Consider the following 26,442-nt stretch of genomic DNA (forward strand, 5'->3'; position numbering starts at 1 on the left):
AATTTACTCTTTATTTAAAGCTTTTTTCTAAAACCTTATCTATCAGTCCGTATTCTTTAGCCTCAGCAGAACTCATGAAAAAGTCCCTGTCGGTGTCTTTTTGGATTTTAGCTAGTTTTTGACCGGTATTTTTAGCTAGGATCGCGTTTAAAATTTCTTTCATACGCAAGATTTCCTTCGCCTGGATCTCTATATCCGTCGCCTGTCCGCGTGCGCCGCCTAAAGGCTGGTGGATCATGATGCGCGAATTTGGCAGCGCATAACGCTTTCCCTGCGCGCCGCAGCTAAGCAAAAACGCGCCCATAGACGCCGCCTGACCTATACAGATCGTGCAGACGTCTGGCTTGATGTAGTTCATCGTATCGTAAATGCTAAATCCGCTCGTTATCACGCCGCCGGGGCTATTTATATATAGATATATGTCTTTGTCCGGGTCTTCGGCCTCTAAAAACAGCATCTGAGCCACGATCGCAGACGCCATGCCGTCCTCGATCTCGCCGCTAAGCATTATTATGCGGTCTTTTAGCAGGCGCGAGTAGATGTCGTAGCTTCTCTCGCCCTTGCTCGTGCGCTCGATGACGTAGGGGATGTAGTAGCTCATTACTCCGCCTTTTTCTCTTTTTTATCGTTTTTCTCGCTCTTTAGCGCGAACATCTCGTTAAATAGCTTCTCCTCGATCATCGACATTTTGATCGCAGGTAAAATTCCTTGATTTTTATAGTTTTCAAGGTGTTGTTTCGGATCTACGCCCGAGCGATACGCCTCAAAATACACCGCTTGGATCAGCTCTTGGTCGCTTACTTTTATGCCTCTGCGGCGCGCTAGCTCGTCTATTATAAACGTTAGTTTCACGCTTTTTACCGCGTCGTCGCGGTAGGTCTCGCGCTGTTTGGTTAGAGCGTCTTTATCCTCTCTAAATTTAGCCATCTGCTCAGGTGTAAAGCTGCTCCAAGCACCGCGGAACTGCATATCCATCTCTTGCTCTACGATGTTTTTTGGCACGTTGAAGTTAAATTTAGCCACGATCGCGTCGGCAAATTTAGGCTTTAGCTCTTCGTTTACGTTTTTGGCGTGCTTGTCGGCTTTGATCTGCTCTTTTAGTCTCTCTTCAAATAGCTCGACGCTTACCTTTTCCTCGCCCGGCATGATGCGTTTTAGCGTCTCTTCGTCGATCTCTTCAGGCACTTTTTTGCCTTGGATTTCGTGTAGCTTTACTTTAAACGTCGCGTCTTTGCCCGCAAGGTGCGCAGCGCCGTACTCGGCCGGAAATTTAACCTTCACGTCGCGCTCCTGCCCTACTTTTAGCCCGATCATGCCGTCCTCAAAGCCCGGTATAAACTGACCCGAGCCGATTTCTAGCAGGTAGTTTTCAGCTTTGCCGCCCTCAAACGCAGCGCCGTCTACGAAGCCCTCGAAGTCAAATTTGGCAAAATCTCCCTTTTCAAGCGCGGCTTTTTCCACTTTTTCTAGCGGAGCGATCATTTTTAAAATTTCGTTTTTTCTCTCATCGATCTCTTTTTTCGTTACGCGCGGCGCGCTGACGCTCTCTATCAGCTCCTCGTAGCCGTCGATGTTTATGACGGGTTTAAACGAGATTTCGATCTCTGCGTCGATCTCGCTCTCGCCCCTGTCGAATTTCGTCACGATCGGCTCGCCGATAACCTCTTCAAATTTTCTATTTAGCTCTTTTAGACCTGCGTCGATCGCGTCTTTTAGCGCGTCTTGCTCGGCATCGGCGGTTAGTTCTTTTTCGTAACGTTTTAGTACTACGTTCACAGGTACTTTGCCCGCTCTAAATCCATCTATTTTCATATTTTTCGCAGCTTTTTTAGCAGCGTTTTCGAGTTTGGATTTTACGTCCGCGCTCGGTATTTTCGCACTTAGCGAAGCATTTACGGCGTCGATCGCCTTGGTTTTGATTTGCATTAAATTCCTTTAAAAAATAAAAATTTCCTAGAGTGTAGCAAAATTTTCCTTATTCATAGTATAAATTTAAGCGCGCGAAAGGCGAATTTAAGTAAAATCGTTTATCAAATTTAAATAGCGAAATTAGTCAGGAACGTAAATGCAAGAAAATTTAAAAAATGAGAATTTAAAAAAAGAAAAGTTTGAAAGCTGCGTCGAGCAGATGCTAAATTTAGTCGGCGAAGACCCGCACAGAGAGGGGCTAGCTAAAACTCCCGAGCGCGTTTTTAAAGCTTACGAGTTTTTAACGAGCGGCTACTCGCAAGACCCAAAAGTCGTGCTAAACGACGCGCTGTTTGATAGCTCAAATAACGAAATGGTGCTCGTGCGAGATATCGAATTTTACAGCCTTTGCGAGCATCATTTGCTACCGTTTTTCGGGCGCGTGCACGTAGCCTACATACCAAACCACAAGGTCGTAGGCCTTAGCAAAATCCCGCGCATGGTAAATATCTTCGCCCGCCGCCTGCAGATCCAAGAGCAGCTTACAGAGCAGATCGCGCAGGCCGTGCAAGAGGTCATCAAGCCAAAAGGTGTGGGCGTCGTCATCGAGGCGCGTCACATGTGCGTGGAGATGCGAGGCGTGGGCAAGATCAACTCGACCACTACAACATCGGCGCTGCGAGGATGTTTTTTAAATAGCAGCGAGACTAGGCGCGAGTTTTTCTCTCTTATAAATTCGCACAAAGAAGTGAGATTTTAGTGGGTTTAGATAGCTTAAAATCAAAACTGGGCACAAATTTATCTCTCTCTAGCGTCTTTGGCGTGATCGAGCGAATTTCTGCTACGACGATAGAGATTTCGGGACTGCGCCCCAGCATAGGCGACATCGTGCAAATTTGCGCTAAAGATAGGAGCAAAAGCGGACTAGCGATGGTGACTGAGGTGCGGCAAAATACCGCGCTCATCTCGCCCTTTGGCTTTGTAGAAGGCTACAAGATCGGCGACTTCGTCTATCAAAGCGACCAAGGCATGAAAATCCCCGTCGGAGACGCTCTTTTAGGGCGCGTAGTCGATCCTTTTATGAATCCAAAAGACGGCAAAGGCGCGATCGCTGCGACCGAGTACGCACCGATAATGCGCGCTCCGATCGATGCGATGAAGCGCGGGCTGATAGATGAGATTTTTAGCGTCGGGGTTAAAAGCATAGACGGGCTGCTAACCTGCGGCAAAGGCCAAAAACTAGGCATTTTCGCAGGTTCTGGTGTGGGCAAAAGTACGCTAATGGGCATGATAGTAAAAAACTCGCAAGCTCCGATCAAGGTAGTCGCGCTTATCGGCGAGCGCGGCCGCGAGGTGCCCGAGTTTATCGAGAAAAATTTACGCGGCGACCTAAGCGGCACCGTCGTCATCGTAGCCACCAGCGACGATAGCCCGCTGATGCGAAAATACGGCGCCTTTTGCGCGATGAGCGTGGCTGAATACTTCAAAAACCAAGGCAAAGACGTACTTTTTATCATGGATAGCGTGACGCGATTTGCTATGGCGCAGCGAGAGATCGGGCTGGCACTAGGCGAGCCGCCGACGTCCAAGGGCTACCCGCCCTCCGTGCTTACTTTGCTACCTCAGTTGATGGAGCGTGCGGGCAAAGAGGATGGTAAGGGCAGCATAACGGCCTTTTTTACCGTGCTTGTAGACGGCGACGATATGAGCGATCCCATAGCCGACCAGAGCCGCTCGATCCTAGACGGTCACATCGTGCTTAGCCGCGAGATGACGGACTTTGGCATCTATCCGCCTATAAACATCCTAAACTCCGCCTCGCGCGTGATGAGCGACATCGCTACCAAAGAGCACAGAGCAAACGCCGCCAAGCTAAAGCGCCTCTACTCGCTTCTCAAAGAAAACGAGGTGTTACTACGCATCGGCGCATATCAAAAAGGCAGCGACAAAGAGCTTGACCTTGCTATCTCGAAAAAAGAATTTATAGATAACTTCCTAAAACAAGACGCCGAAGAGGGCTTTAGCTTCGAGCAGACGCAAGAGCTGCTAGGCGGGATAAATTAGCCTCAAATTTGCAAAAAAGGCAAAAATGAAAAAATTTTTAGCGATGCTGCTTCTAGGCTTGCTCGGCCTTGAAGCTAAGATAATCGGTCAGGGCGAGCTAGCGGACTACGGGTTGGTTTTTGCGGACGGCAATGCCGTGGATAAAGACGGCAACATAAAAGCCGTAGGTAAAAATTTTATGGTCACGGGAACCTTTTCCGACGGTCTTTGCGTGGTTTTTATAGGCGAACAGACCTTTTTTATGGATGAAAACGGCAGACTTGCCGTGCGTTTGGCGCCCGGCACGGGCTTTAAAACCAGCTTTACCGAGGGGCTAGCAGCCATCGTCAAAAACGGTAAATTCGGCTTCATAGACAAAACGGGCAGGGTCGTGGTAGAACCCAAATTTGACTATACGGGTATAGCTTTTAGAGACGGCGCGATGATTGTAGGCAGGATGAAATACGGCTACGTGGATAAAAACGGCAAAACTATCATTTCTCCGCGCTACGACGAGGCAAGGTCTTTTTCTGACGGGCTAGCCTCGGTGCGTATCGCTGATAAATGGAGCGTGATAGACAAAAGCGGCGCTACCGTTTCAAAGCTAAATTTGGGCCGCCCGATAACTTTTACGGAAGGCTTGGCGCCCGTAAAATTTAACGGACTCTACGGCTTTGTGAACAAGGGTGCAAACATCGTTATAGAGCCTAAATTTGAATTAGCGTCGCTCTTTAGCGAAGGGCTGGCGGCCGTAAAATCGGGCGGCAAATGGGGTTTCATAGACAAAAGCGGAAAGTTCGCGATAGAGCCGCGTTTTGACGAAGAAAATCACTTTAAAGAAGACCGCGCCGTAGCGAGGGTCGGCGGGCTGTGGGGCGTTATAGATAAAAGCGGTAAATTTATCCTTGAGCCGCAAAAATTCGACTATATATTTGACGAGTTTTATGGCGGAATGTTAAATTTCAGCGTAAATAGAAAAAGCGGTTGCCTAGACGTAGACGGCAAGGTCGTCATAGAACCGAAATTTGACGACATATACGTTTTTGAGGGCGACGCGACGGCCGCTAGCGTGGACTACAAACGCTTGTTTATCGACAAAAAGGGCCGAATTTTGCCCATTTCTTACTACTTTGAGATAGAAGATTGAGTCAAATAGCGCAAAGTATGAAATTACCGCGCGGCGAGATTTTGCGGGACGGGTAAATTTAAATCGGCGCGGCGACTAAATGCCTAAACGATAGGCGAAACGGCTATTTTAAGTAAATTTAGGGCGGATTTGCACGAGAGTTTGCGAATTTAACAAAAAACAAATAAAACGGAAAAAGAATGCGAAATTTAATGAAAACCGCGCTTGCAAGCGCGCTAATGCTTAGCGGCTGCGCGAGCGGTAAAAACTACGCAAATCCGCATCTAGCGCAGCTAAAAGGGCAACATATTCTAACCCTCGTAGACCGCGCGGATTTTGCCGACGTTTGCGTGCGAGAGGACGGATCTAAGGTTTATTATTTGCAAAATAGCGCAAAAAGCGGCGAGCCGGGGCGGGCTTGCGACGAGACGGCGCCTAGCAAACTAAACGCGGCGTTTTTCGTCACCGACGAGGACGGCGTCATAACCGGCTACGACGAGATAGGGGGCGCGCCCATAGCTAACTACGAGCCGATGTTTGCGGATCTGTTTAGCCCGCTAAAGGACGAGCGGTGAGACTCGCGCTTTGGCTAACGATACTTGCGGTAAATCTCGCCTCAGGCGAGCTTTTTGACGCCGTTAAAGACGAGTATCTAAGGCTTTTTAACGAACAAAACTACGGCGCCGCGCTAGAAATTGCTCTGCAAGCCGCAGAGGGCGCGGACGCGCAGGCGCAGCTAGAGGCGGGCTACGTTTATGAGGCGATTTACGGAGATTACGTTCGCGCGGTGCGCTATTACAAGCTCTCCGCAAGCGGCGGCGAACCCCAAGCGGCGCTAAATTTGGGCTATTTGTTTTTGCGGATGAGCGATTATTCGCGCGCGCTAGACTATATCGGCCAGGCTTTGGAGCGGCAGGAGGCGCTTAGTAGCGAGCGTGCGGCGGACGGGTATTATCGCCGCGGCATGGTTAGGCTAGATCCGCGCAGAGGCAAGCTTCACGACCCAAAGGCTGCTGTTGCGGACTTTGCTAACGCCGTGCGTCTAGGCGGAGCGGACGGGACGTTTATGCTGGGCGTTTGCTACGGCCTTGGCGTAGGCGTGAGCGCGGATGAGCAAAAAAGCGACGAACTCGTAGAACGAGCCGCCGGCCTAGGCAGCGAGGATGCGCGCAAGGTTTTAAGCGGTTTTGCCGGCATTGCGGATTTTATTTTTAAATAGTCCTTTGCGGCGTTTTGCCGCGGCGAGGGCGACTTTGATTTGAGGTTAAATTTAGCGGCAAAGCCTTACTAAAACTAGGCAAGCGCCCGCAAAAAATCGGCGCAAGAGTTTAGCTCGTTTGCAAAAAGCGGACGAAAAAATCGCAACCATTTTAAGATGCGCGTCCGGTTTTAAAGGCTAAATTTAGGGCGTGAGGCTTGCCGGTAAATTTAGCTATTTTTGCGCGAGCAAGCGCAATACAAGGAGAAAATTTGAGCAGAAATTATGACGAAAATCCGCTGGTTTTACAGGATGATTTTTACCGCATCTCGGTTGGCTGCGCATTTTTATTTAGTGCTAACTTTTTTATGGCGTTTTTGATATTTTTTAGCGGCATAGTGGACTGGGAAAGCGGCTCATTTTGGGAAGTTTTCGCAGCGGAAGCGATGCGAGACGGCAGATTTGTTTCGATGTTTATAGGGGTTATTTTTGGAAATGTTTTAGCTGCCGCCGACCTAATGAAAAAACTCAAAAATCCCTCGCTTGTTTACCTTTACGAGGATAAAATTTACCAAACCAAAAAGGGAGTAACGATAAATTTGACAGATATCGTCCAAATGCGAAAATCGCCCTATCAAATTTTAGGAGCGATACCGAAAAATCCGCTTTCCGCGGTAGTGATCCCGTTTATGTTCGTCTTGGCCGCGTTTATTTTTTATGTACTGATTTTTTATCGCTAGATGCGTGCTCAGAGCCTTTGACAAAGACGTAAATTTAAGCTACTTTTGCAACCTTGCCATGTTTAGCGAGACCGGCGTTATAAATATTTATTTCATCTCAAAATCAGACTGCGCCGCGGTGCGGGAGTATTTTAGGGCGAAACTAGGCACCGATATCGCGAATGCGCCCTGGACGATCAAATTTTACGACGCCGAAAACCTTAAGCGGGTTTAAATTCGGCGGCGGCTTTCGTGTTTGCCTTGCATTAAATTTATCGAGCAAGGATACGATTTATCCCGGATCGCCGCTAAATTTACATATTAAAGGCATGGGTTTTGTGCGCCGAGATTTCACCGCCTTTGTTTCAAGTCTGCGGCGCGAGTTTTGATTTACTGCGTGCGGTTGTCAAGTTTCTGGGTTTGGTTTCTGCAAATTTCATTGACCTGCTCACCCTCGCTATTTCGTAAGATAACCTCGTAGTCCGTAATTTCGCGACCTTTGTTATACCCTTCGATATATCTGAATCTAGATAAAACTATTTTAAAAGATTTTACGTCGTCTAAAGCGTATTTATCGCCGAGTTTGACATAATCAAAATTTTTGCTAGTAAGTGTATGAAAATTACTAAATTTTTGCTTTAAATTTAGCGTATAAATTTCCGTGGATGCAGCGCCGTTATCGCAGCGGTTAAATTCGTTTTCATTAAAGACAAGCGCGAGGCAAATTTCATCTCCGCAGATAACCTTGATATCCTTGGCGCTGCTGTTTATACGTATAGTTTGTCGCCATCCCTCGCCTTTGATCTCAAAGACATTGCGAGCGAGCTTTTTGGCTATCTCATCTCCGACATAGCCTTTGGCTTCTGGTTTATAAGCCCAACCGAGCCCAGAGTAGTTCGGTTCTTGCGGAAAATCCGCAAGCGGAATTTGAAGCCTTCTTATGGCTTTTAAATTTTCCTCGGTGCCTTGCGGAGCCGCAAAAGAGGTGCCGGGCTGAGAGTGCAAATCAAACGTACCTATAAATTTTCTTATAACTTTATGCGCGGTTTGAGAAAATATCTTGGCTTCATTCTCAAAAAGCGAAATATCATAGATGCCGTACCTATAATATCTAAGCTTTTTACCCACCCAATCCTGATTCGGCGAGTGGTTAATTTCGTAATATCCATAGTAGTGCTCCGGCATACCTTTTTGTAACAAAAAGTCGGTATATTCATGGTCTTTATATCTAAGCCAGACTCCAAATTCATCTTTAATATATAAATAGCCAAATTCCGCACCTTTGGCAAAATAGCCTTCACCTAGAAAAAATACCGGCCTTTTTTCACTTACCGACAGTACGGGAGCCTGGGGTAATTTTTTCAATTCTCTCTCAAACCGCTTATTTATGTAATCGCATGCCGGATCTCCGCTTAATTCGGGATCACAACCCAAAGGCGGATCAAATAACCACCACAATATAAACCACAATATAAACCACAATACTGCATACACGGCAATAACGCCGCCTAAAACGCAAAGAGCTTTTTTAAAAAATTTCATGCTAGTATTCTACTCCATTTTACCTGAAAAACTCTAAACTGCCGGTCTCACCCTTTTTCACCGTACTAAATTCGGGCTTATTTTGATAAATTTAACCCAAAATGCAAAAATTTTAATTTTTAAATTTTCTAAAACCTTAAGAAATCAAACTAAGTTTAGGATATATTTTATCTTTTTATATCAAATTTGACTGAAAGGGCGACGTTTTGCTCATTTGATAAGGAATTTCAATATATAAACTCTATCAAAAACCGGCTAAATTTGAAAAAACTAAGCTAAAATTTTAATCAAAAATTTATAAAATTTGTTATATTATCCTCGCGAAAATAAAAGGGATAAAATATATCCTAATTGATAAAGGTCAAGCGTGAGAGTATATCTAGACAACAATGCCACGACGATGGTCGATCCCGAAGCTTTCGAGCTTATGAGGCCGTTTTTTTGCGAAAAATACGGCAACCCAAACTCGCTTCATAAATTCGGCTCAGAGACGCACCCCGCGCTTCGCCGCGCGATGGACCAGCTCTATGCGGGCATAAACGCGAGCGATAACGACGATATCGTGATAACAAGCTGCGCCACCGAGAGCAACAACTGGGTGGCTAAGGGCGTGTTTTTCGATCATATATTAAATAAAGAAAAGGATCACGTCGTAATCAGCGCCGTCGAGCATCCGGCGATCGCGGCGACGTTTGAGTCGCTCAAGAAATACGGCGTGCGCGTGAGTTACGTACCCGTAAACGAAAACGGTCTGCTCGATCCAAACGACCTAAGAAAGCTCATCGACGATAAAACCGCGCTAGTTAGCATCATGTGGGCAAATAACGAAACTGGCACGATTTTCCCGATCAAAGAGTGCGCACAGATCGCTCACGAATACGGCGCGCTATTTCACACCGATGCGACGCAAACCGTTGGCAAGATCAAGATAAACGTGCGCGAGATGGGCATGGATTTTATGAGCTTTTCAGCGCATAAATTTCATGGACCAAAAGGCGTTGGCGGTCTGTATATCAAGGACTCGCAAAAGCTAACGAGCCTGCTTCACGGCGGCGAACACATGGGCGGCAGACGCAGCGGGACGCTTGACGTCGCTGGTATCGTGGGCATGGCGCAAGCCCTGGAAAACAGCAACAAGCTAATCGAATTTGAAAATCTGCACGTAAGACGCCTGCGCGATAAGCTCGAAGACGCGCTGCTGCAAATCCCCGATATATCGGTCGTGGGAGACCGCGCTCACAGGCTGCCAAACACCATCCTAGCCGCCGTAAAAGGCGTCGAAGGCGAGGCGATGCTATGGGATCTAAATCAGGCCGGTATCGCCGCGTCTACGGGCTCGGCGTGCGCGTCCGAGACGCTAGAGAGCAATCCGATAATGGAAGCAATCGGAGCTAGCAGCGATCTGGCGCACACGGCGCTAAGGCTGTCGCTATCAAGGTTTAACACCGAAGAAGAGATCGACTATACGATAGAGCATATCAAAAAGGCGGTGGAGAGGTTAAGGGGCATATCAAGCACGTACGCCTATAACCCTAACAGCAAGTAGCGGCTTGTCTTTTGAGCGCTTTTTGCGGAGCTTGCTAAAATTTAGCTCGGCGGACTACTTGTCCAGCCTACGCTAAATTTTACCTGCGCAACCCCAAAAATCATCTCAAAATACTTTGCCTTAACAATTTAAATTTCATAAATTTGGTTCAAATTTGGGTTTTTAAAAGCCCAAATTTGAGTTAAATTTAAAAGGAAGCGGGCGGCAGTATCGCGAGATGGATTTGAATGTTGTGAAGCAAAAATGAGCAAGGCTAACCAAATAGGTTGCCGCAGCGATATTTTTGCAAACTCATTCAAAGACGCTCGCGAGACAACGCCTCTAAAAAGGAAATAAAATGGCAAAAAATAATCTAATCGGCGGCTCCATCTGGGACGAATACTCCCAAAACGTCCAAGACCGCATGAACAATCCCAAATTTATGGGCGAGATAACACAGGACGAGGCAAAAGCAAGGGGTGGCAAGCTCATCGTAGCGGATTTTGGCGCCGAAAGCTGTGGCGACGCGGTGAGGCTGTACTGGCTCGTGGATGAGAAAACCGACCGCATCATGGACGCTAAATTTAAAAGCTTTGGCTGCGGCACGGCGGTGGCTAGCTCAGATACAATGGCTGAGCTTTGCATCGGCAAGACCGTGGACGAAGCGGTCAAAATCACCAACATCGACGTGGAAAAAGCCATGCGCGACACGCCCGACGTCCCAGCCGTTCCGCCGCAAAAGATGCACTGTTCGGTCATGGCCTACGACGTTATCAAGGCCGCGGCGGCGCAGTACAAGGGCGTGGATCCGGAGCATTTCGAGGACGAGATCATCGTGTGCGAGTGCGCGCGCGTGAGCCTAGGCACGATCAAAGAGGTCATCCGTCTAAACGACCTACACACGGTCGAGGAGATCACGCAATACACCAAAGCAGGCGCCTTTTGCAAATCCTGCGTGCGCCCGGGCGGACACGAAAAGCGCGAGTATTATCTCGTGGACATCCTCGCAGACACCAGAGCCGAGATGGAGCGGGAGAAAAAGCAAGCCCTCATCGACGCGCAGGCTGTGGGCAAATTTGACGACGTGAGCTTTGAAAATATGACCGTCGTGGGCCAGTTAAAGGCTATCGAGAGCGTCATAGATAGGGATATCCGCCCGATGCTGATGATGGACGGCGGCAACATGGAGATACTCGATCTACAAAAGGACGCCGAGGGTAAATTTGACGTCTATATCAGATATATGGGCGCTTGCAGCGGCTGCGCAAGCGGCGCGACGGGCACGCTATACGCGATCGAAAACGTATTGCAAGAAAACCTCAGCCCAAATATCCGCGTCCTACCTATCTGATTTGCTTTAGACGGCAAATTTGACGCGGCTTGGGCTCAAATTTGCGCTAAATTCGGGCGGTTAAATTTAGCCGTCCGAGAAGCTAGTCGCAAATTAAGCTAGCTATTATAAAAGATAGATTGTTTTTTGGGGTGAGAATCTAGCCGCAAGTATTAATTTCGGGAATTATCCCGAAATTAAGCTCTTTTATTTTCTAGGCGGTTTAAAACGGGCTTTAAAAACTCGTCAAATTCGTCCTGCGTTAGCACTCTTTTGCCTAGTTTTTCCTTGCACTCTTTGCCAAGCTCGCACAAAACCTCTCGGTTTGCTATACTTTGAGCCTTGCCATGTCTTGCTAGTACGGTGTTTAGCTCGTGTTCTTCGGAAAAGTTAACCAACTCTCGATCTGTTGCCATTTTAGCTCCTTTGTTAAGAATTTTTGCAGATTATACAATTTTTAGCTTTAAAATTTAGCTAAATTTAGCGCCGAATTTGGATACTGAATTTGCCTTGCGGTAGCGATTTTGCCGCAGATTTTAGTCTAAATTTACTTGCAAATGCTCAAATTTCTTGCTAAGCAAACAACGGCCGTTACGGGTAGCGTTGGGATTAGCGGCAGATGCGAGTAAAAAGCATCGTAGCAATAAGCGCGCTTAAAAGCAATTGCCTAAAACTCGCAAATAAAAGTCTAATCAAGCGACCAAGTCGGCTTTTTTTAAAATTTTAGAGATTTGCGCTAAGGCTTTGCTGTATTCCAGCGCTTCGGCCTCCTTGTCGCTTTAAGCTAGCTTATCTTGGCGGCTTGTATCGTCAATTTTAGGCTCAAATTTAGCTGCTTTGGCGATTTTATCTTTTTGCGTTTGCATTTTTGCCTCCTTTTCAAATTTAACCCAAAAAACGTTTGTCCCGAATTTCAATTTGCGAAATTAAATTTTTCTACTTCATTTATCAAAATACCTAAAATTCCGATAATCGTTTAATGTATGCGTTTTTAGTAATAAAGTTAGATTTTTACATATTCGGTTTTTAAGTTTTATAAAAGTATAAGTTGTTAATATTCGCTCAGATTTTAATACGAAATCAAATTTAATCACAAAGGAAAAACATAATGTTTAGTGCAAGAAATCAACTAGCAGCTCAAATCACAGAGGTAAGAGAGGGAGCGGTAAACTCTCTAGTAGTAGCAAAGCTACAAGGCGGCGAGACCGTAAAAGCGACCGTAACCGTAGATAGCCAAAAGGCTCTAGATCTAGTAGCGGGCAAAAAGGTGGTTTATCTATTTAAAGCTTCTTCTATCATAGTAGCCAAAGGCGAGAACGGTCTAAAGCTAAGCGCTACTAACCAACTAAAAGGCAAGGTAACAAAAGTAGTAGAGGGCGCGGTAAACGCTGAAGTAGATATCCAGATAGCCGGCGGCGATAAACTAAGCGCTATCATCACTAATGAGTCTGCTAAAAACCTAGCTCTAAAAGCTGGCGATGAAGTAACTGCTATAATCAAAGCTAGCCATATTATCATAGGCGCTTAATGCTTTTAATTAGCGAGCGGTTTATGGCGCTCGCTGAATTGATTTGTTTTTGTTTAGATTTGATCCAAATTTATATCACTTAACCCAAAATACTAAATTTATCCACCCAAATTTAACCCATGTTTTGTCTGATTTAGTGCTTATTTGCTCTTTATTTTTTCTTAAATTTTTTTATATATAATTTATCTAATCATTATCAATATTAAGGAGAAAATTTTGAACGTACAATGCAAATTTATAGGCTTATCTATCTGCCTTGCTTGCTCACTCTACGCAGTCGATGCAAACCTCGGTGAGGTGACCGCCTACGGTAAAACAGACATCTCGGCCACCGAGGGTACGGGCTCATATACGACGCAAAACATGAACACTGCGACGGGTCTTGATTTAACTATCCGCGAAACGCCGCAAACCGTCACCATTATCCCTGATCAGCTCGTTAAAGATCTAAATTTAAACGACGTAGATAAGGCGCTAAGCTATGCGCCGGGCATTACGACTACGAGCAGGTTTGGCATGAATCTACCGATGTCTAGAGGCTTTAACATCGATAACATCCAAGAAGACGGCATGCAGTCCACCACCGCGCTTGCTGCGCAGGGGCTCTACGGCCAGTCCAAAGAGCATACCGATATGGCGTTTTATGACCGCGTGGAGGTACTTCGCGGCGTGGCGGGTTTGACGCAGAGTAACGGCGAGCCCGGCGGCACGATAAATTTAGCTAGAAAGCGTCCGCAAAAGACGTTCGGAGCAAATTTATCCCTAGGTGTAGGCAGCTGGGATACATACCGTAGCGTAGCAGACGTGACGGGCGGGCTAAACTCCGACGGCTCAGTCCGAGGCAGAGTAATCGGCACTCTGGGCAAGGATGGGTCGTTTAGGGATATGAAAGGCAACAAAAGAGGCGCAGTCTCTGCGATGATAGAAACCGATATAGGCGACTCCACGAACGCGCTTGCCGGGATAATCTACCAAAAAAGTAGAGGCGTCTACGATCCGTTTGGCGTACCCGTGGTCGGCAAGAACGGCGAGGAGTTAAATTTAAACCGCAAAACGACCTTTATATCAGACTGGAGTCGTGCGATCTACGAAAAATATAACCTATTTTTAGATCTTGAGCACTATTTTAACGACAGCATCAAGGCCTATGCCAAATTTAACTATACCGATAGCAAGAGCACCCTCAAATTCGGCGGCTGGCACGGAGTAAATCGCGATCCGATTACCAGATATATCGGCTACGATAGATACGACAACGCAAGTAAAGAATTTAGCTTTAAAACCGGTATCGACGCAAACTATGATTTATTTGGTCAAAATCACGACTTTTTCACCAGCATTACGATGTCTCGCGAGACCTTCACGCAGCACGACAGAGACGTATTTACGGGCGCGGCAAATCTCACCTATAATACCTTCAACAAAGGCCTCATAAACAATGAACCAAACTGGGGAGATATGACGGCTCTTTGCGCGCTGGGTACCAACTGCTACAACCTATACTACAACACTAAAATTTACCAACAAATGTTTACGATCGGCACTAGGTATAACTTTAGCGACGACTGGCATTTACTCCTTGGCGCTAGATACTCGTGGTTAAAGAGAAATAGCACTACCGACAACTACCGCCGAGGCACGCATACGGTCGCACAAGAGGTCAAAAAGCACAAGCTAACGCCATATATCGGTCTTACGTGGGATTTTGCCAGAGATCACTCGCTGTACGCCAGCTACACCGAGATATATAAGCCCCAAACTGCTACCGATAGAAATGACGAGATACTGAAGCCTATTGTGGGCTACAACGCCGAGATCGGTCTAAAGTCCGAGTTTTTTGACGGCGCGCTAAACACGACCGTAGCGCTGTTTCAGATCGAACAAGAAAATCGCGCGATACAAGACTACGAGTACTACGTCGCCACGAATAAAAACAGAAGCGTAGCCGAGGGTAAAGTACGAAGCCGCGGCCTTGATATCGAAGCAAACGGCGCGATCACCGATAGGTGGAAAATTTTCGGCGGATATACGTATAATAAAAGCGAATACATGAAAGACGAAACGCACAATCCTACAAGTGTCGACTACCGCAAAGGCGCAAATGCTAAGCCTTGGATACCAAAACATATTGTCAAGGTCTACACAAGCTACGAGCTGCCTCTAGTCGCGCAGCAAAAGCTAGTCTTTGGCACGGGCGTACGCTATCAGACCAAGACCAACAACATGTACTCAAGATACAATATCACGACCGGCGCGTATTATCCGGCTAACGACATCCCGGACCAAAAGGCCTACGCGCTATGGGATTCGAATATCGCGTATTATTACGACAAGCACTTTAACGTAAATTTATCCGTCAAAAACATAACCGACGAGAAGTATTTTATCAATCAAAATAACCGCGTGGCCGGACAAAATAACTTCTACGGCGAGCCTAGGAACTTTATGGTGACGTTTAATTACGCATACTAATCAGGCTATTGCGCACCTGCTTTTCGGGCTTAGCTAGGCTCGTAAAATTTATAAATACGAGCCTCTAGCGTAAATTTGTCTTACTTATTTACGGAGCTAAATTTGCTCAATGCGGACTAAATTTAGAATAAAATTCGCGCCGTAAAAAATCTCGCCGTAAATAGCAAAAAACCAAACAAAAAAGGCTAAATTTGCAAATTTTAAAGAAGTTTTTCATCATCGCGGGCTGGTTTTGGACGGGCAAGCGCTCACTAGCGGCGTGGGCGATGCTGGCCGTGACGCTGGGGGCTAGCCTAGCCATCGTCAAGGTCGCGACGCTAATGAATGCCTGGGATAAAAAATTTTACGACGCGATCGAAAAATTTGAAAAAGATCTCATGCTCCCGCTTGTGGGCGAATTTCTCGTCTATACCGCCGTTATCGTGCTTTTTATCGTGATAGGAAGCTGGTTTAAAAAGCTGCTCGTGATCTCGTGGCGCGAGAGCCTAAGCGAAGAGATGGAAAATCTATGGCTAAAAAACGCAAATTTCTACCGCTTATCCGGTGTCGCGGGCTTTGATAACCCGGACCAGCGTATCGCAGAGGACAGCCTCCTGCTCGCCGATAAAAGCGTAAATCTAATAAAATCCATGGTTTACAACCTCTCCAAGCTTTTTGCTTTCACGTTTATCCTCTGGGAGGCGTCAAAAGTACTGCGCTTTGGCGCTTTTGGACGCGAGTTCGCGTTAGAGGGCTTTTTGGTCTATGTCGCGCTCGTTTATACGCTTTTTAGCTCGCTTATCACGCACCTCATAGGCCGCAGCCTAAAGCGCCTAAACTACGAAAAACAGCAGGTTGAGGCCGACTACCGCGCAAATCTGCTAATCACCCGCGAAAATGCCGAAGCCGTCGCGCTAATGAATGGCGCCGGCGCTGAAAAATCGCGCTTTAGAGCGAGTTTTGGCGAGGTAGTGCGCAACTGGCGCGTCATCATGAACACCGAGTTTCGCCTCGAGTGCTTTTCGGCAAGCTATCTAAAGGTCACGAATCTCATCCCGATTTTCGCCTGCTTGCCGCTTTATTTCGCGCACGCGATGAGCTTTGGCGATATGATGCGGGCACGCTCGGCGTTTTACAGCGTGCAAGACGGCTTTGCGTGGTTTATGGATTATTATAAACAGATCATGGAGTGGGCTGCGAGCGTGGAGCGCGTGTATAAATTCATCGATATCGCGCAGGCAGCGGACTCTAAGGTCAAATTTGACGCTAAAATTAGAGAGCAAAACAGCGATCTTGACGGAGCGAACGAACCCGCTCAGGTAACGGCGGCAAATTTGGCACAAGATAAATTTGACGAAAACGCCGAAGCAAACGAGCTAAGGTGTACAAATTTACAAATTTTTACCCCAAGCGGCGAAAGGTTGGTTTGCGGGCTAAATTTAAGCGTAAAAAGTGGCGAATGGGTACTGCTACGCGGCGCTAGCGGAACGGGCAAAAGCAGCGTATTTAGGTATATCGCGGGCATCTGGGATCACGGCTCGGGCGATGTTTGCGCTCCGCGCGGGACGATGGTCGTGCCGCAAAAACCGTTTTTAGCGCGCATGAGCCTAAGGCGGCTTATCGCGTATCCTAGCGATTTGCAAGGCACCGATGCCGATTTTACCGATATTTTAAGGCGCGTACGGCTGGAGAAATTTATCTTTGAGCTAGACGAAATCAAAGACTGGGGCAAGATTTTAAGCGGCGGCGAGGCGCAAAGGCTTGCATTTGCAAGAGTTTATTTTGCGCAGCCTGCGTTTTTACTACTTGATGAGGCGACATCGGCGCTTGATAGCGCACTAGCAAACGAGCTTCTTGCTAATCTAAAGCACGACTTTCCGCGCCTTGGCGTACTAGCTATCACGCATCAAGAGGAGCTTAAATTTATTTTTGACAAGGTTATAGGCATTGATAAAACTTAAAAATTATCGCTAAATTTTTAGTCCTATATTAAGCCCGTTTTGTTAAATCAATACACTTACGCGCCGGAGTGTTTTATATTTTATTTTTTATCAAAACGACCGCATTTTATCTTTTTGTATCGGTTCAAAGAGCACGATTTAACGCAAGTTCCAAATTTACGGTTAAACGGTCTCCCAAAATCTCAGCTTCGTTTTGATCGCGTCCTGATTTTTTTCGCGTAAAATTTGCAAAAACTCTTTAAAATTTGGCATAAAATCGAAACGGCGGGCACAAATTTATATTCGGCCGAGCCGTCTTGCTCAAACTCGTCCGCAAAACAAATCCGCGCAATCCCGCCAAAAAGCAAAACGTTAAAAGTTATGATTAAAATTTCGGTTATTTTTAAAATTTGAGTCCTTTCAAAAATGCAAATTTAACCCCTGCGTCGCTTGCGGCCGAGCTTAAGCCGCTTTTTTGACGCCGTTAAATTTAGCGCCCTTAAATTTGAGTTCGCCGCAAAATCTCTTGCCGAATTTCGCCTCGACGATAAGAACCAGCACGAAAAATATCTTTTCGTCGTTTAAAAAAGCGATTTGGCGTAGGGTTTGGTCGGCGCTGCTAAATTTGACGCCGTTTTCGCGCAAAGTGCGGCAAAACTCAGCCTCGTCAAAGCCCAGTTTTTGCGAGATTTGGGCGATCGTGTAGGGCTCTAGCGAGGCGATGATGCGGTCCATGTTGCACATGCTGGGATTTTTGCGGCGAGTGACGACGTCTATGAATTCGTTTGAGAGCTTAATGAGCTTTTTCTTGCGATTTATCACGTGCAAAAGCGCTGCGAGCGCAACCAAAAAGCCTGCAAATTTATGCGCGCTCATCCAAAACTCGCCGTACTCTCCAAGCGCGAAATTTAGTCCCGAAAACGCGAGCAAACTAAGCCCCAAAATAAGCGCGCAAACCAGGCAAAATTTATAAATAATCTCGACTTTAAGCATAGAATCTCCCAAAATATATTTTCGTAATTATACATTTTTAAAATAAGCAATATTTTAAGGACAGATTTTATCCTTTTATTGACGCAAATCATTCGATTAAATTCTCGTTTTGGATAAACTATCGCCCGAATTTTCATATCACAAAGGAGAAAAGTATGCGTGAATACAAGAAGTATTGGTGGGCGCTGGTAGCAGTCGTTACTATCGCCTTCGGGATACTGGGCTATTACGGCGTAGAGGTTTACCGCGAAGCGCCGCCGGTGGTGAGTTTCGCCGATAAAAACGGCAAAATAATAGTCGAGCAAGAGCAAATTTATAAAGGCCAGGAGGCCTGGCAGAGCATCGGCGGTATGCAGGTGGGCTCTGTGTGGGGACACGGAGCGTATCAGGCGCCTGACTGGACGGCTGATTGGCTGCATAAAGAGCTAGTCGCGTTTATGGATATAAAGGCAAATCAGCTTTACGGAGTTAAATTTAATGCTCTTAACGCCGAGCAACAAGCCAACATCAAGGCTCTAACCAAGAGCGAATACCGCACGAATACGCTAAAAAACGGCGTTATAACCATCAGCGACGAGAGGATCGCCGCGGCAAAAGTAGTGCGTGACGAGTATAACGGGCTTTTCGGTAACGATCCGAAATACCAGAAGCTACGCGAAAACTACGCGATGAAAAACAACACGTTAGTCAAAGAGGAAAACCGCGAGCAGCTAAATGATTTCTTCTTCTGGGCGACCTGGGCTACGGCGACGAATCGCCCAAATAGCGAAGCTACGTACACGAACAACTGGCCACACGAGCCGCTAATCGACAACGTCCCGACGCAAGAAAACGTATTTTGGACGATTATTAGCGTTACGATTTTGGTTGCGGGCGTGGGCTTACTAGTTTGGTTTTCAAATTTCTACGGCGAAAAAGATCACGAGAAACTCGCTCCTATCGATGCCGATCCGCTTTCAAAGCTAAATTTGACACCGTCTCAAAAGGCGCTTGGCAAATACCTTTTCGTAGCGCTCGCGCTATTTGTTTTCCAGATCATGATAGGCGGCTTCGTGGCGCACTACACGGTCGAGGGACAGGAGTTTTACGGTATAAATTTATCCGAGCACATACCGTACTCTTTGGCGCGCACTTGGCATATCCAGGCGAGCATTTTCTGGATCGCGACGGGCTTTTTGGCGGCCGGACTTTTCCTAGCGCCTATCATCAACGGCGGCAAGGATCCTAAATTTCAAAAGCTAGGCGTGGATTTGCTTTTCTACGCGCTGCTTTTCCTAGTCGTGGGTAGCTTTATCGGCGAGTACATGGCGATAGCGGGCAAGATGGAAACGTCTACTAGCTTTTGGCTTGGTCACCAAGGATACGAGTATATCGAGCTTGGCAGGGTTTGGCAGCTTATTTTGTTTGTGGGTCTTGTTATCTGGATGGCGCTCGTACTTCGCGGATTCGTCGGCGGATTTAAGGCTGACGGCGATAAAAACCTGCTAGCTATCTTTACGGCTTCTGCTATCGCGGTGGGACTTTTCTACGGCGCGGGACTATTTTACGGTCAAAGAAGTCCGCTACCGGTGATGGAATACTGGCGCTGGTGGGTCGTTCACCTTTGGGTCGAGGGCTTTTTCGAGGTGTTTGCGACCGCGTCGCTTGCGTTCGTGTTTGCCTCTTTGGGTCTAGTGGGTAAAAAATTCGCGACTTACTCAACCTTGGCAAGCGCTAGTTTATTCTTAATGGGCGGTATCCCTGGCACCTTCCACCACCTTTATTTTGCGGGAACTACCACTCCGATCATGGCCGTGGGCGCTAGCTTTTCTGCGCTTGAGGTCGTGCCTTTGGTGCTTCTTGGAGCAGAGGCCTTCCATCAGTATTCGCTTCAGTTCGCGCAAAGCTGGGCGAAAAACCTCAAATGGCCGCTTTACTGCTTTATCGCGGTGGCGTTTTGGAATATGCTGGGCGCGGGCGTGTTTGGCTTCCTTATCAACCCGCCGCTATTTTTGTTCTACATCCAGGGTCTAAACACCACTTCGGTGCACGGACACGCGGCGCTGTTTGGCGTTTACGGATTTTTGGCTTTGGGCTTTGTTTGGCTCGTGGCGCTTTACCTTTTCAAAGGGCAAGAATTTAACGACAAGCTTATGAAAGTGGGCTTTTGGTCGCTAAATGCGGGTCTAATGCTAATGATTTTAGCGTCCCTGCTTCCGATCGGTCTTTATCAAGCCGTCGCCGCGATAGATGTGGGCATGTGGTACGCTAGAAGCGCGGAGTTTTTACAGATGGATCACTTGCAAAATTTACGCTGGCTAAGGATGATCGGCGATACGATCTTCATCATCGGCGGCGTTTGCTTCTTTATCCAGATTCTTAAATTTATCGCGGGAAGCTGCGGCTGCAAGGCCAAAGCCTAATCCCTCTAAGCCCCTGCTTTAGGGGCTTAGCTTATTATAAACTTCTATCTTGTAAAATTCGTCCAAAGGACGAAAATGCAAAAATTTAAAAAATATCTCCGAAATTTTATCTTTGGCTTCTTGATTGCCCTGCACGTTACGGCGGTCGCGGCGATAAACTACGCTTTTCCGCACTACGACGAGGCGATCATTACGGGCGGCGAGGTCAAACGCATGGACAAAGACGGCTTCATCGACGCGCAAAATCCCGCCGACGGTCCGACGCGCGACGTGTACTTTATCTACACGCGGGAGCTAAACGGCACTAAAGTGATGCCGTATCGAAACGAAGACACGGGCTGGGGCTTACCGCTTTATTTTAAATTTAACTCCGCCGACGTCCAAGCCGCCGCCCAGAGTCTAGTGGGCGAAGGCAGGGCGCAGATCAAATACTACGGCTGGCGCATCGCGATGCTTGATATGTTTAGAAACGCCGTTTCGGTTAAAAAGCTAAAAGAGGGCCAAACGCGGGCAAATCCTATTTTTAGCTATATATTTTATGCTTTGACGGCGGTTTCGTTTGCGGTTTGCGCCGTTTTTGTTAGAAGAAAATTTAAAGACGAGCCAAGCTCAAATTTATAATCCAAGCTAAATTTAAGCAGCTTTTCGTCGCCTCGCTCAAATTTGACTCGGCGAGGGCGGCAAATTTGACGTAAAATCTGCAGTCAAAAGGATATGCGTGAGCGAACTATACATCTTTATCTCCGGGCTTTGCTCTCTGATAAACGAAAATTTAAAAAAGAATTTTTATTTTCAGGCGGGATTGTTTTTCGCTATCGTTTTGCTCGGATTTTTGGCGGTTTGGATGCAGGATTAGTCAAATTTGAGCGGACCAATTTGACTAGGACGAGCTAAATTAACTAGCGGACGCAAACCGCGTTAAATTTAGCATTAAAAAGCAAATTTAAAAAATCCCTAAAAAATATCATTTGCAAAGTAGCCTATAATCCAAAAACATATCGTGATAGTCGCAAACCAGCCCATCCCTGCGCTTTTGGCATAAAACAAAAAGGCTAGTACGCAAACTAAGGCTAAATCCGTTCTAGTCAAACTTATTCTCCCATACGCGCGCCGCCGTCAAATTTAGCGCAGTATAGTTGCCGTACGCAAATTTACTCTTTTATGTTATCCGGCAGCATCGGTTTGCCTAGCAAAAATCCCTGCGCGTATTTGATGCCGAATTTTTTTATCTCGGCTAGGATCTCTTCTGAGCTGACAAACTCCGCCACGACGTTGTAGCCCTGTCTTGCGGCAAAGTCAATGATGGTTTGCAGCAAGTAGCGGGCGTTTTGATCAAACGGTAATTTTTTGATAATCGAGCCGTCGATCTTGATCGTGTCGATATCAAGCTCCAAGATACGGTAGTAGTTGGAGTAGCCGCTACCGAAATCATCGATCGAGATTTTGCAGTCGTAGGCGCGAACCTTGTTGATGAAATCATTTACGATATTATAATCGTCCACGCCTTCGCTCTCTAATATCTCAAAATACACGCGCTCAGGCTTTGAGCAGACGCGTAGCTTTTTCTCTATGAGCTCTCTTATGCTCTCGTTTGTGATATCGCTACTTGAAAGGTTCATCGAAAAGCCCACGTTTTCAAATCTCTCGACTAGCCTAAAGACGTGTTCGATGACCTTTTTGGTTATGTCGTTATAAAGCGAGATTTTCTTTGCGATATCAAGAAATTCGCCCGGATAGCGTATCTTGCCGTTTTCGTCGATGAGGCGCACGAGCACTTCGTAGTATTTGATCCGCGCGCCTTGGCCGGATACGTCGTAGATGGGCTGGCACTCGACGATAACGGTATCGTTATATAGGGCGCTTTCGATGGTGCGCGACATGATTTGGTTGTGATAATACTGCTGCTCGATGTAGCTATTTTCGGTATAAAACTGCGCCGCTTCGCCCCTTTGCACGGCCTCGTGGTGCGCTAGCATGGCTTGAGTTAGGCGGTTTGTCTGCACCGTGTCTTGAGGCATGCTGACGCCTAAAGTTATTTTTATGTTAGGTATGGATTCGCGCTCGCCGTCTACGGTTACGTAGAGGTTTTGCGTTTTGAAATAATCTACGAATCGCTTAGCGTCCCTGTTTGCGTCTTCGCCGTTATACCAGATGCAAAACTCGTCAAACTGCACTCTGTAGATATCCGCGTCCATCGCGTAAGTATCTATACAAAGCTTTAGCGTAGAGGCAAACGAGGCGATGATAAGGTCTACGGTTTTGGTCTTGTAAAAAAATCTAAAATCCATAAAATTGTTTATGTTTATGTAGATTATCATCCCGCTAGGATGGCGCTCCATGCGCTGCGTGAGCGCGAAATAGCTACCAAATCCCGTCAGCTTGTCTATGAGGGCTTCGTTTTGTAGCTGCTTGTTTTTATCTTCGAGCTCTTTTGTTATCGCTATCTCTTTGGTTCTATCAAATTTGATCGCCATATAGCCGTCTTTGTAGCCTTTTTCGTTAAAAAGCGGCGAGAAAACGACCTGTTCGCGTATTAATTTACCGCTTTTGGTTTTGCTGATTAGCTCATCAGCGCGCCAGATATTATCGTTTTCTATCGTGTCTATCATTCTTTGATAAAACTCTTGCGGATGTAAGCCCGATTTTAGTAAATTTATATTTTTGCCGCTTATTTCTTCAAATTTATAACCCGAGTTTTGCTCGAAAATTTTATTTACGTACCTGACTTGCTTATTTAGATCGGTAAAAGCGATGGAGTTAAAGCTGTTATCTACGGCTTGTTCGAAGCGATTTAGCAGTCTGATGTTGTTTCTAGCCCTAATGTACGATAGATAAATAAACGCCGCCGTAATCCCGAAAAGTACGAACACAAAAATCGTCGTACCGCGTAAATTCGACGTTACGCGCTCTACGTAGGCATCGTTTTTGCTTCTTAGCTCGTATAGCTTTTTGCTTAGATTTAAATCTTGTATGCTAGCTAGCGTCCGGTCTGCTTCCTCGTAGCGACGCAGCAGCCTTTGCGCGCTTTGTAAAAAATCTTTCTCGCGCTCGTTTAAATTTAGACTCTCATAGCTTTTTAGTAGCTCTTTAGCGCCGTTTATATCGGCGTTTATACCGTATCTAATCAGCAAAATTTTAGGCAGCAGTTCGCTAAAACGTGAGTTGTTTAAAGAGCTAAATTTCAGCATCGTTTCTTCAAAACTAAGCTTTGCTAGAGCGCTAAGGGAGTTAAATTTATCGATTAGCTCGCTTTTTTTATCAAACGCTTCTCGTATCTCGTTTATCGCTCCCTCGCCGATAGCTAGCCGCTCAAACGATGCCAGCTTGCCGGAGCTTAAATTTAACAAATCGTTTTTAAGACTGGCCGCATATCTCATCGTCGCATCGTAATCAGCCTGCAAAAACGTCCTTTTTAGCGCAAAGTCTATCTCGTCGTCGGAGTCCATCATGTCTTCTATCGCGCCTTTGTATTCGTAGGCTTTGATTACGTCTTTGGTGGCTTTTTGCGTCATCACCGTACCGAAAAACGCGATGCAAGCGATGATGAAAAGTAAAATTTTGTGAAAGATTATCTTGTGTTTCATTTTAAAATTTCCGGTCGTTCGCCGCTTAAAGCAAGCAAAAATTTATAAAGCAACTGCGTCTGCTCATCGCTTAACTCGTAGCCGATACGCTCTTTGGCGATAAATTTTATCGCGTCTTTTAGATCCGCTATCTCGCCGCTATAAAGATAGGGCGCGGTCTTTTCGATATTTCTTAGGCTAGGCACTTTGTAGCGAATCTGTTTGCCTTTATCGCCGGAGCTTAGCTCGTAGTAGATATTACCGCCTAGATTGACCCCGCTGTGGCAGTTTATACAGCCGATTTTTTTAAATAGCTCAAACCCGCGCTTTTCGTCGCCACTTAGCGCGTTCTCGTCGCCGCCGATAAATTTGTCGAATTTGGCGTTTGGCGTAACGAGGGCTTTTTCGAAATTTACCAGCGCGTCGGCGATGTTTTCAAAGCTTACGCCGCCCGGGTAAAGCCGCTCGAACTCTTTTTTATAAACCGCGTTTAGACCGACCTTTTCTTCTAGCTTTTTAGGCTCCTCGCCCAACTGCTCTTTGCCGGTTAGACTCTGTTTTACCTGCTCTTTGATATCTTTTACGCGGCCGTCTTTAAAAAATATAAAATTTAACGCCGAATTTAGCGCCGTAGGCGGGCTGGCTTCTTTGTCGGCGGAGATTTTTATGTTTTTTTTACTCGTGCCGCTTAGCTCCCAGTAAAGGTTGTGGCATTTCTCGCAAGATACCGTGCCGCCGGGGCTTAGAGACGCGTCAAAAAAGAGCTTTTTGCCTAGCCGCGCTTTTTCGTCGTCGTATTCAAGCGGCGCCGCCGGACTTAGCGAGGATGCGAAAATCTCGGCGCAAAAAAAGGGCAAAATGCAAAAAAATATCAGCAAAAACGCTCGCGCCAATAAAAATCCTTTTTAAATTTTAAATAAATAAAGCGATTATATCTTAAAAAACCAAAAGCTTCATTGAAGAGACGATTTTTTCCGTCACGAGGCCGTCTTTCGCGATGCTTTCTAGCCGCGATCTGACCGCGTTTTCCTCGTGCGCGAAATTTGCTATCTGTAAATGCCAAAGCGCGTTTTGCGTCATCTCCTCAAGCGTGCGTTTTTGTTCGCGAGATTCTTCTAGCACGCAGGAGTTAAAGGCGATATTTTCGCGGCGCAGGTAGTCTTCAAAAAAATTAGCCTTTTCTTTAAAGCACCCTCTCTGCGAGCCTTCGTAAAAAAGCTCCAAAACGCTTGAATAACGCGGTTTATTCCACCAAAGATAGACCCTTTTTTCGCCCAAATTTATAAATTTACTAAAATCCTCCTCATCCGCGATCGCGGGGCTCATCGTGCTAAAAGCAACGTCGTAAACGCGGTTTGGATTAAAGTTTTTAAAATCGCTTTGCACGGCGGTTAAATTTGAAATATTAAATTTAGCCGCGTCTTCGAGCATGACTTTTAGCATTTCGCCCGAGATATCCATGCCGGTTATCTCGTGGCAAATTTGCGCTAAAAGTAGCGTATGCACGCCCGTGCCGCAGCCGATATCCACGACGCTTTTGTTCTCAAATTTGACGCCGAACTCCTCAATCTTAGCGTATAGCTGCCTTTGAAAAACGCTTGGCTCGCCCGTAAATCTCGTATAGCTTGACGCCTTTTTGTCCCACATCTCTTTCATTTTGTTTGCCTTTAAATTTTTGCTACAATTTTAGCGTTTTTAGGAGCGAAAATGAAAATTTTTTACTACGAATTTACCGTGGGCGAGGATGCTATCGACGTGAATCATCACGCAAATAACGCTCACTACGTCATCTGGATGCAAGAAGCGGCAAACGCGCACTCAAACGCCGTGGGCGACCTCATAGAGACAAATCTCGCGCAAAACCGCACGTGGATGGTGCGTAGGCACGAGATAGACTATCTGGGGCAGCTATTTTTGGGCGATAAGGTGCGCGTGAAAACATGGACGCAGCCCGAAAAACGAAGCTGCTCGAAGCGCTTTTACGAGTTTAGCAAGGATGGCGCGCTGGTCGCTAGCGCAGTGACGACTTACGTATTTTATGATCTCGCACGCGGTCGTCCGATCGCGATACCGCCGGAGATTGCAAAGCTTTACGAGGATTAGTTTTAAATCACCCGCGTCAAATTTGATTTTTAAATTTGACGTAGCAACCGCTTTAAATTTAGCAGACCGCG

The 26,442-nt window shown here is 46.4% G+C and carries 24 protein-coding genes and 1 pseudogene; 17 read left to right on the plus strand and 8 right to left on the minus strand.

Annotated elements, in window-relative coordinates; genetic code table 11:
- Nucleotides 1-10: 10 nt before the first annotated feature.
- Nucleotides 11-601 carry an ATP-dependent Clp endopeptidase proteolytic subunit ClpP gene (gene clpP / locus QZ157_RS01410; RefSeq protein WP_002949394.1) on the minus strand — a complete coding sequence of 197 codons (591 nt, stop codon included), beginning with the start codon at nt 599-601 and terminating at the stop codon, nt 11-13.
- Nucleotides 601-1,926 carry a trigger factor gene (tig, locus tag QZ157_RS01415; RefSeq protein WP_295140837.1) on the minus strand — a complete coding sequence of 442 codons (1,326 nt, stop codon included), beginning with the start codon at nt 1,924-1,926 and terminating at the stop codon, nt 601-603. The genes clpP and tig overlap by 1 nt, the downstream gene beginning before the upstream one ends.
- A gap of 139 nt (nt 1,927-2,065) precedes the next feature.
- Between tig and folE the strand changes: the two genes are divergently transcribed.
- The 8 genes and pseudogenes from folE to QZ157_RS01450 all read left to right on the plus strand — a co-directional run bounded on the left by folE (nt 2,066) and on the right by QZ157_RS01450 (nt 7,229).
- Nucleotides 2,066-2,668 (plus strand): GTP cyclohydrolase I FolE, encoded by a 603-nt coding sequence (gene folE, locus QZ157_RS01420; protein WP_295140840.1) that lies wholly within the window; start codon nt 2,066-2,068, stop codon nt 2,666-2,668.
- Nucleotides 2,668-3,972, plus strand: a complete 1,305-nt coding sequence (gene fliI, locus QZ157_RS01425) for a flagellar protein export ATPase FliI (RefSeq protein ID WP_295140843.1) — start codon at nt 2,668-2,670, stop codon at nt 3,970-3,972. The genes folE and fliI overlap by 1 nt, the downstream gene beginning before the upstream one ends.
- Before the next feature lie 298 nt (nt 3,973-4,270).
- Nucleotides 4,271-4,381: pseudogene (locus QZ157_RS10585) on the plus strand (WG repeat-containing protein); the annotation flags it as partial.
- Nucleotides 4,382-4,408: 27 nt separating this feature from the next.
- On the plus strand, nt 4,409-5,098 hold the full coding sequence (locus QZ157_RS10590) for a WG repeat-containing protein (protein WP_363147570.1): 690 nt from the start codon (nt 4,409-4,411) through the stop codon (nt 5,096-5,098).
- A gap of 179 nt (nt 5,099-5,277) precedes the next feature.
- Nucleotides 5,278-5,652, plus strand: coding sequence for a hypothetical protein (locus QZ157_RS01435; RefSeq protein WP_295140848.1), 375 nt, complete (start codon nt 5,278-5,280; stop codon nt 5,650-5,652).
- A complete protein-coding gene (locus tag QZ157_RS01440) occupies nt 5,649-6,296 on the plus strand; it encodes a tetratricopeptide repeat protein (RefSeq protein ID WP_295140850.1) in 648 nt (215 codons plus the stop codon). Before QZ157_RS01435 ends, QZ157_RS01440 begins: the two co-directional genes overlap by 4 nt.
- Before the next feature lie 251 nt (nt 6,297-6,547).
- Nucleotides 6,548-7,015 carry a hypothetical protein gene (locus QZ157_RS01445; RefSeq protein WP_295140853.1) on the plus strand — a complete coding sequence of 156 codons (468 nt, stop codon included), beginning with the start codon at nt 6,548-6,550 and terminating at the stop codon, nt 7,013-7,015.
- 4 nt (nt 7,016-7,019) lie between these two features.
- On the plus strand, nt 7,020-7,229 hold the full coding sequence (locus QZ157_RS01450) for a hypothetical protein (protein WP_295140856.1): 210 nt from the start codon (nt 7,020-7,022) through the stop codon (nt 7,227-7,229).
- 155 nt (nt 7,230-7,384) lie between these two features.
- Here QZ157_RS01450 and QZ157_RS01455 read toward each other — a convergent pair whose 3' ends face one another.
- The gene (locus QZ157_RS01455; protein ID WP_295140859.1) at nt 7,385-8,536 is read right to left on the minus strand and encodes a hypothetical protein; all 1,152 of its coding nucleotides are present in this window, start codon (nt 8,534-8,536) and stop codon (nt 7,385-7,387) included.
- A 367-nt stretch (nt 8,537-8,903) separates the two neighbouring features.
- Here QZ157_RS01455 and QZ157_RS01460 point away from each other — a divergent pair, with 367 nt between their 5' ends.
- Entirely contained in the window at nt 8,904-10,082 is a 1,179-nt protein-coding gene (locus tag QZ157_RS01460) for a NifS family cysteine desulfurase (protein WP_295140861.1), read from the plus strand.
- Between the two features lie 337 nt (nt 10,083-10,419).
- Nucleotides 10,420-11,412: an iron-sulfur cluster assembly scaffold protein gene (locus tag QZ157_RS01465; RefSeq protein ID WP_295140863.1), complete on the plus strand. Its 993-nt coding sequence runs from the start codon at nt 10,420-10,422 to the stop codon at nt 11,410-11,412.
- Between the two features lie 176 nt (nt 11,413-11,588).
- Here QZ157_RS01465 and QZ157_RS01470 read toward each other — a convergent pair whose 3' ends face one another.
- Nucleotides 11,589-11,807, minus strand: coding sequence for a hypothetical protein (locus QZ157_RS01470; protein ID WP_002950945.1), 219 nt, complete (start codon nt 11,805-11,807; stop codon nt 11,589-11,591).
- A gap of 692 nt (nt 11,808-12,499) precedes the next feature.
- On the opposite strand from QZ157_RS01470, the gene QZ157_RS01475 reads away from it, so the two are divergent.
- From QZ157_RS01475 to QZ157_RS01485, 3 genes are all read left to right on the plus strand, one after another.
- Nucleotides 12,500-12,919: a TOBE domain-containing protein gene (locus QZ157_RS01475; protein WP_295140869.1), complete on the plus strand. Its 420-nt coding sequence runs from the start codon at nt 12,500-12,502 to the stop codon at nt 12,917-12,919.
- 216 nt (nt 12,920-13,135) lie between these two features.
- Nucleotides 13,136-15,391, plus strand: a complete 2,256-nt coding sequence (locus QZ157_RS01480; protein WP_295140873.1) for a TonB-dependent siderophore receptor — start codon at nt 13,136-13,138, stop codon at nt 15,389-15,391.
- A 191-nt stretch (nt 15,392-15,582) separates the two neighbouring features.
- A complete protein-coding gene (locus QZ157_RS01485; protein WP_295140876.1) occupies nt 15,583-17,331 on the plus strand; it encodes an ABC transporter ATP-binding protein/permease in 1,749 nt (582 codons plus the stop codon).
- A 441-nt stretch (nt 17,332-17,772) separates the two neighbouring features.
- Here QZ157_RS01485 and QZ157_RS01490 read toward each other — a convergent pair whose 3' ends face one another.
- Nucleotides 17,773-18,303, minus strand: coding sequence for a chemotaxis protein (locus QZ157_RS01490; protein ID WP_295140879.1), 531 nt, complete (start codon nt 18,301-18,303; stop codon nt 17,773-17,775).
- Nucleotides 18,304-18,458: 155 nt separating this feature from the next.
- Between QZ157_RS01490 and QZ157_RS01495 the strand changes: the two genes are divergently transcribed.
- The 3 genes from QZ157_RS01495 (at nt 18,459) to QZ157_RS01505 (ending at nt 21,561) form a co-directional block, all read left to right on the plus strand.
- A complete protein-coding gene (locus QZ157_RS01495; RefSeq protein WP_295140882.1) occupies nt 18,459-20,705 on the plus strand; it encodes a nitric-oxide reductase large subunit in 2,247 nt (748 codons plus the stop codon).
- Nucleotides 20,706-20,780: 75 nt separating this feature from the next.
- The gene (locus QZ157_RS01500; protein ID WP_295140884.1) at nt 20,781-21,326 is read left to right on the plus strand and encodes a DUF1523 family protein; all 546 of its coding nucleotides are present in this window, start codon (nt 20,781-20,783) and stop codon (nt 21,324-21,326) included.
- A 97-nt stretch (nt 21,327-21,423) separates the two neighbouring features.
- On the plus strand, nt 21,424-21,561 hold the full coding sequence (locus QZ157_RS01505) for a hypothetical protein (RefSeq protein ID WP_295140887.1): 138 nt from the start codon (nt 21,424-21,426) through the stop codon (nt 21,559-21,561).
- Nucleotides 21,562-21,856: 295 nt separating this feature from the next.
- Here the strand turns inward: QZ157_RS01505 and QZ157_RS01510 are convergent, their stop codons facing one another.
- Genes QZ157_RS01510 through QZ157_RS01520 form a run of 3 tightly spaced genes read right to left on the minus strand, consistent with a single transcriptional unit; the run spans nt 21,857 to nt 25,924 of the window.
- On the minus strand, nt 21,857-24,289 hold the full coding sequence (locus QZ157_RS01510; RefSeq protein ID WP_295140890.1) for an EAL domain-containing protein: 2,433 nt from the start codon (nt 24,287-24,289) through the stop codon (nt 21,857-21,859).
- Nucleotides 24,286-25,161 (minus strand): cytochrome c peroxidase, encoded by an 876-nt coding sequence (locus QZ157_RS01515; protein WP_295140893.1) that lies wholly within the window; start codon nt 25,159-25,161, stop codon nt 24,286-24,288. The genes QZ157_RS01510 and QZ157_RS01515 overlap by 4 nt, the downstream gene beginning before the upstream one ends.
- 43 nt (nt 25,162-25,204) lie before the next feature.
- Nucleotides 25,205-25,924, minus strand: coding sequence for a class I SAM-dependent methyltransferase (locus tag QZ157_RS01520; protein ID WP_295140896.1), 720 nt, complete (start codon nt 25,922-25,924; stop codon nt 25,205-25,207).
- A 51-nt stretch (nt 25,925-25,975) separates the two neighbouring features.
- Between QZ157_RS01520 and QZ157_RS01525 the strand changes: the two genes are divergently transcribed.
- The gene (locus QZ157_RS01525) at nt 25,976-26,371 is read left to right on the plus strand and encodes a thioesterase family protein (RefSeq protein WP_295140898.1); all 396 of its coding nucleotides are present in this window, start codon (nt 25,976-25,978) and stop codon (nt 26,369-26,371) included.
- The last annotated feature ends 71 nt before the right edge of the window (nt 26,372-26,442 follow it).

The organism is uncultured Campylobacter sp., assembly GCF_905372745.1.
Taxonomy (GTDB): domain Bacteria; phylum Campylobacterota; class Campylobacteria; order Campylobacterales; family Campylobacteraceae; genus Campylobacter_A.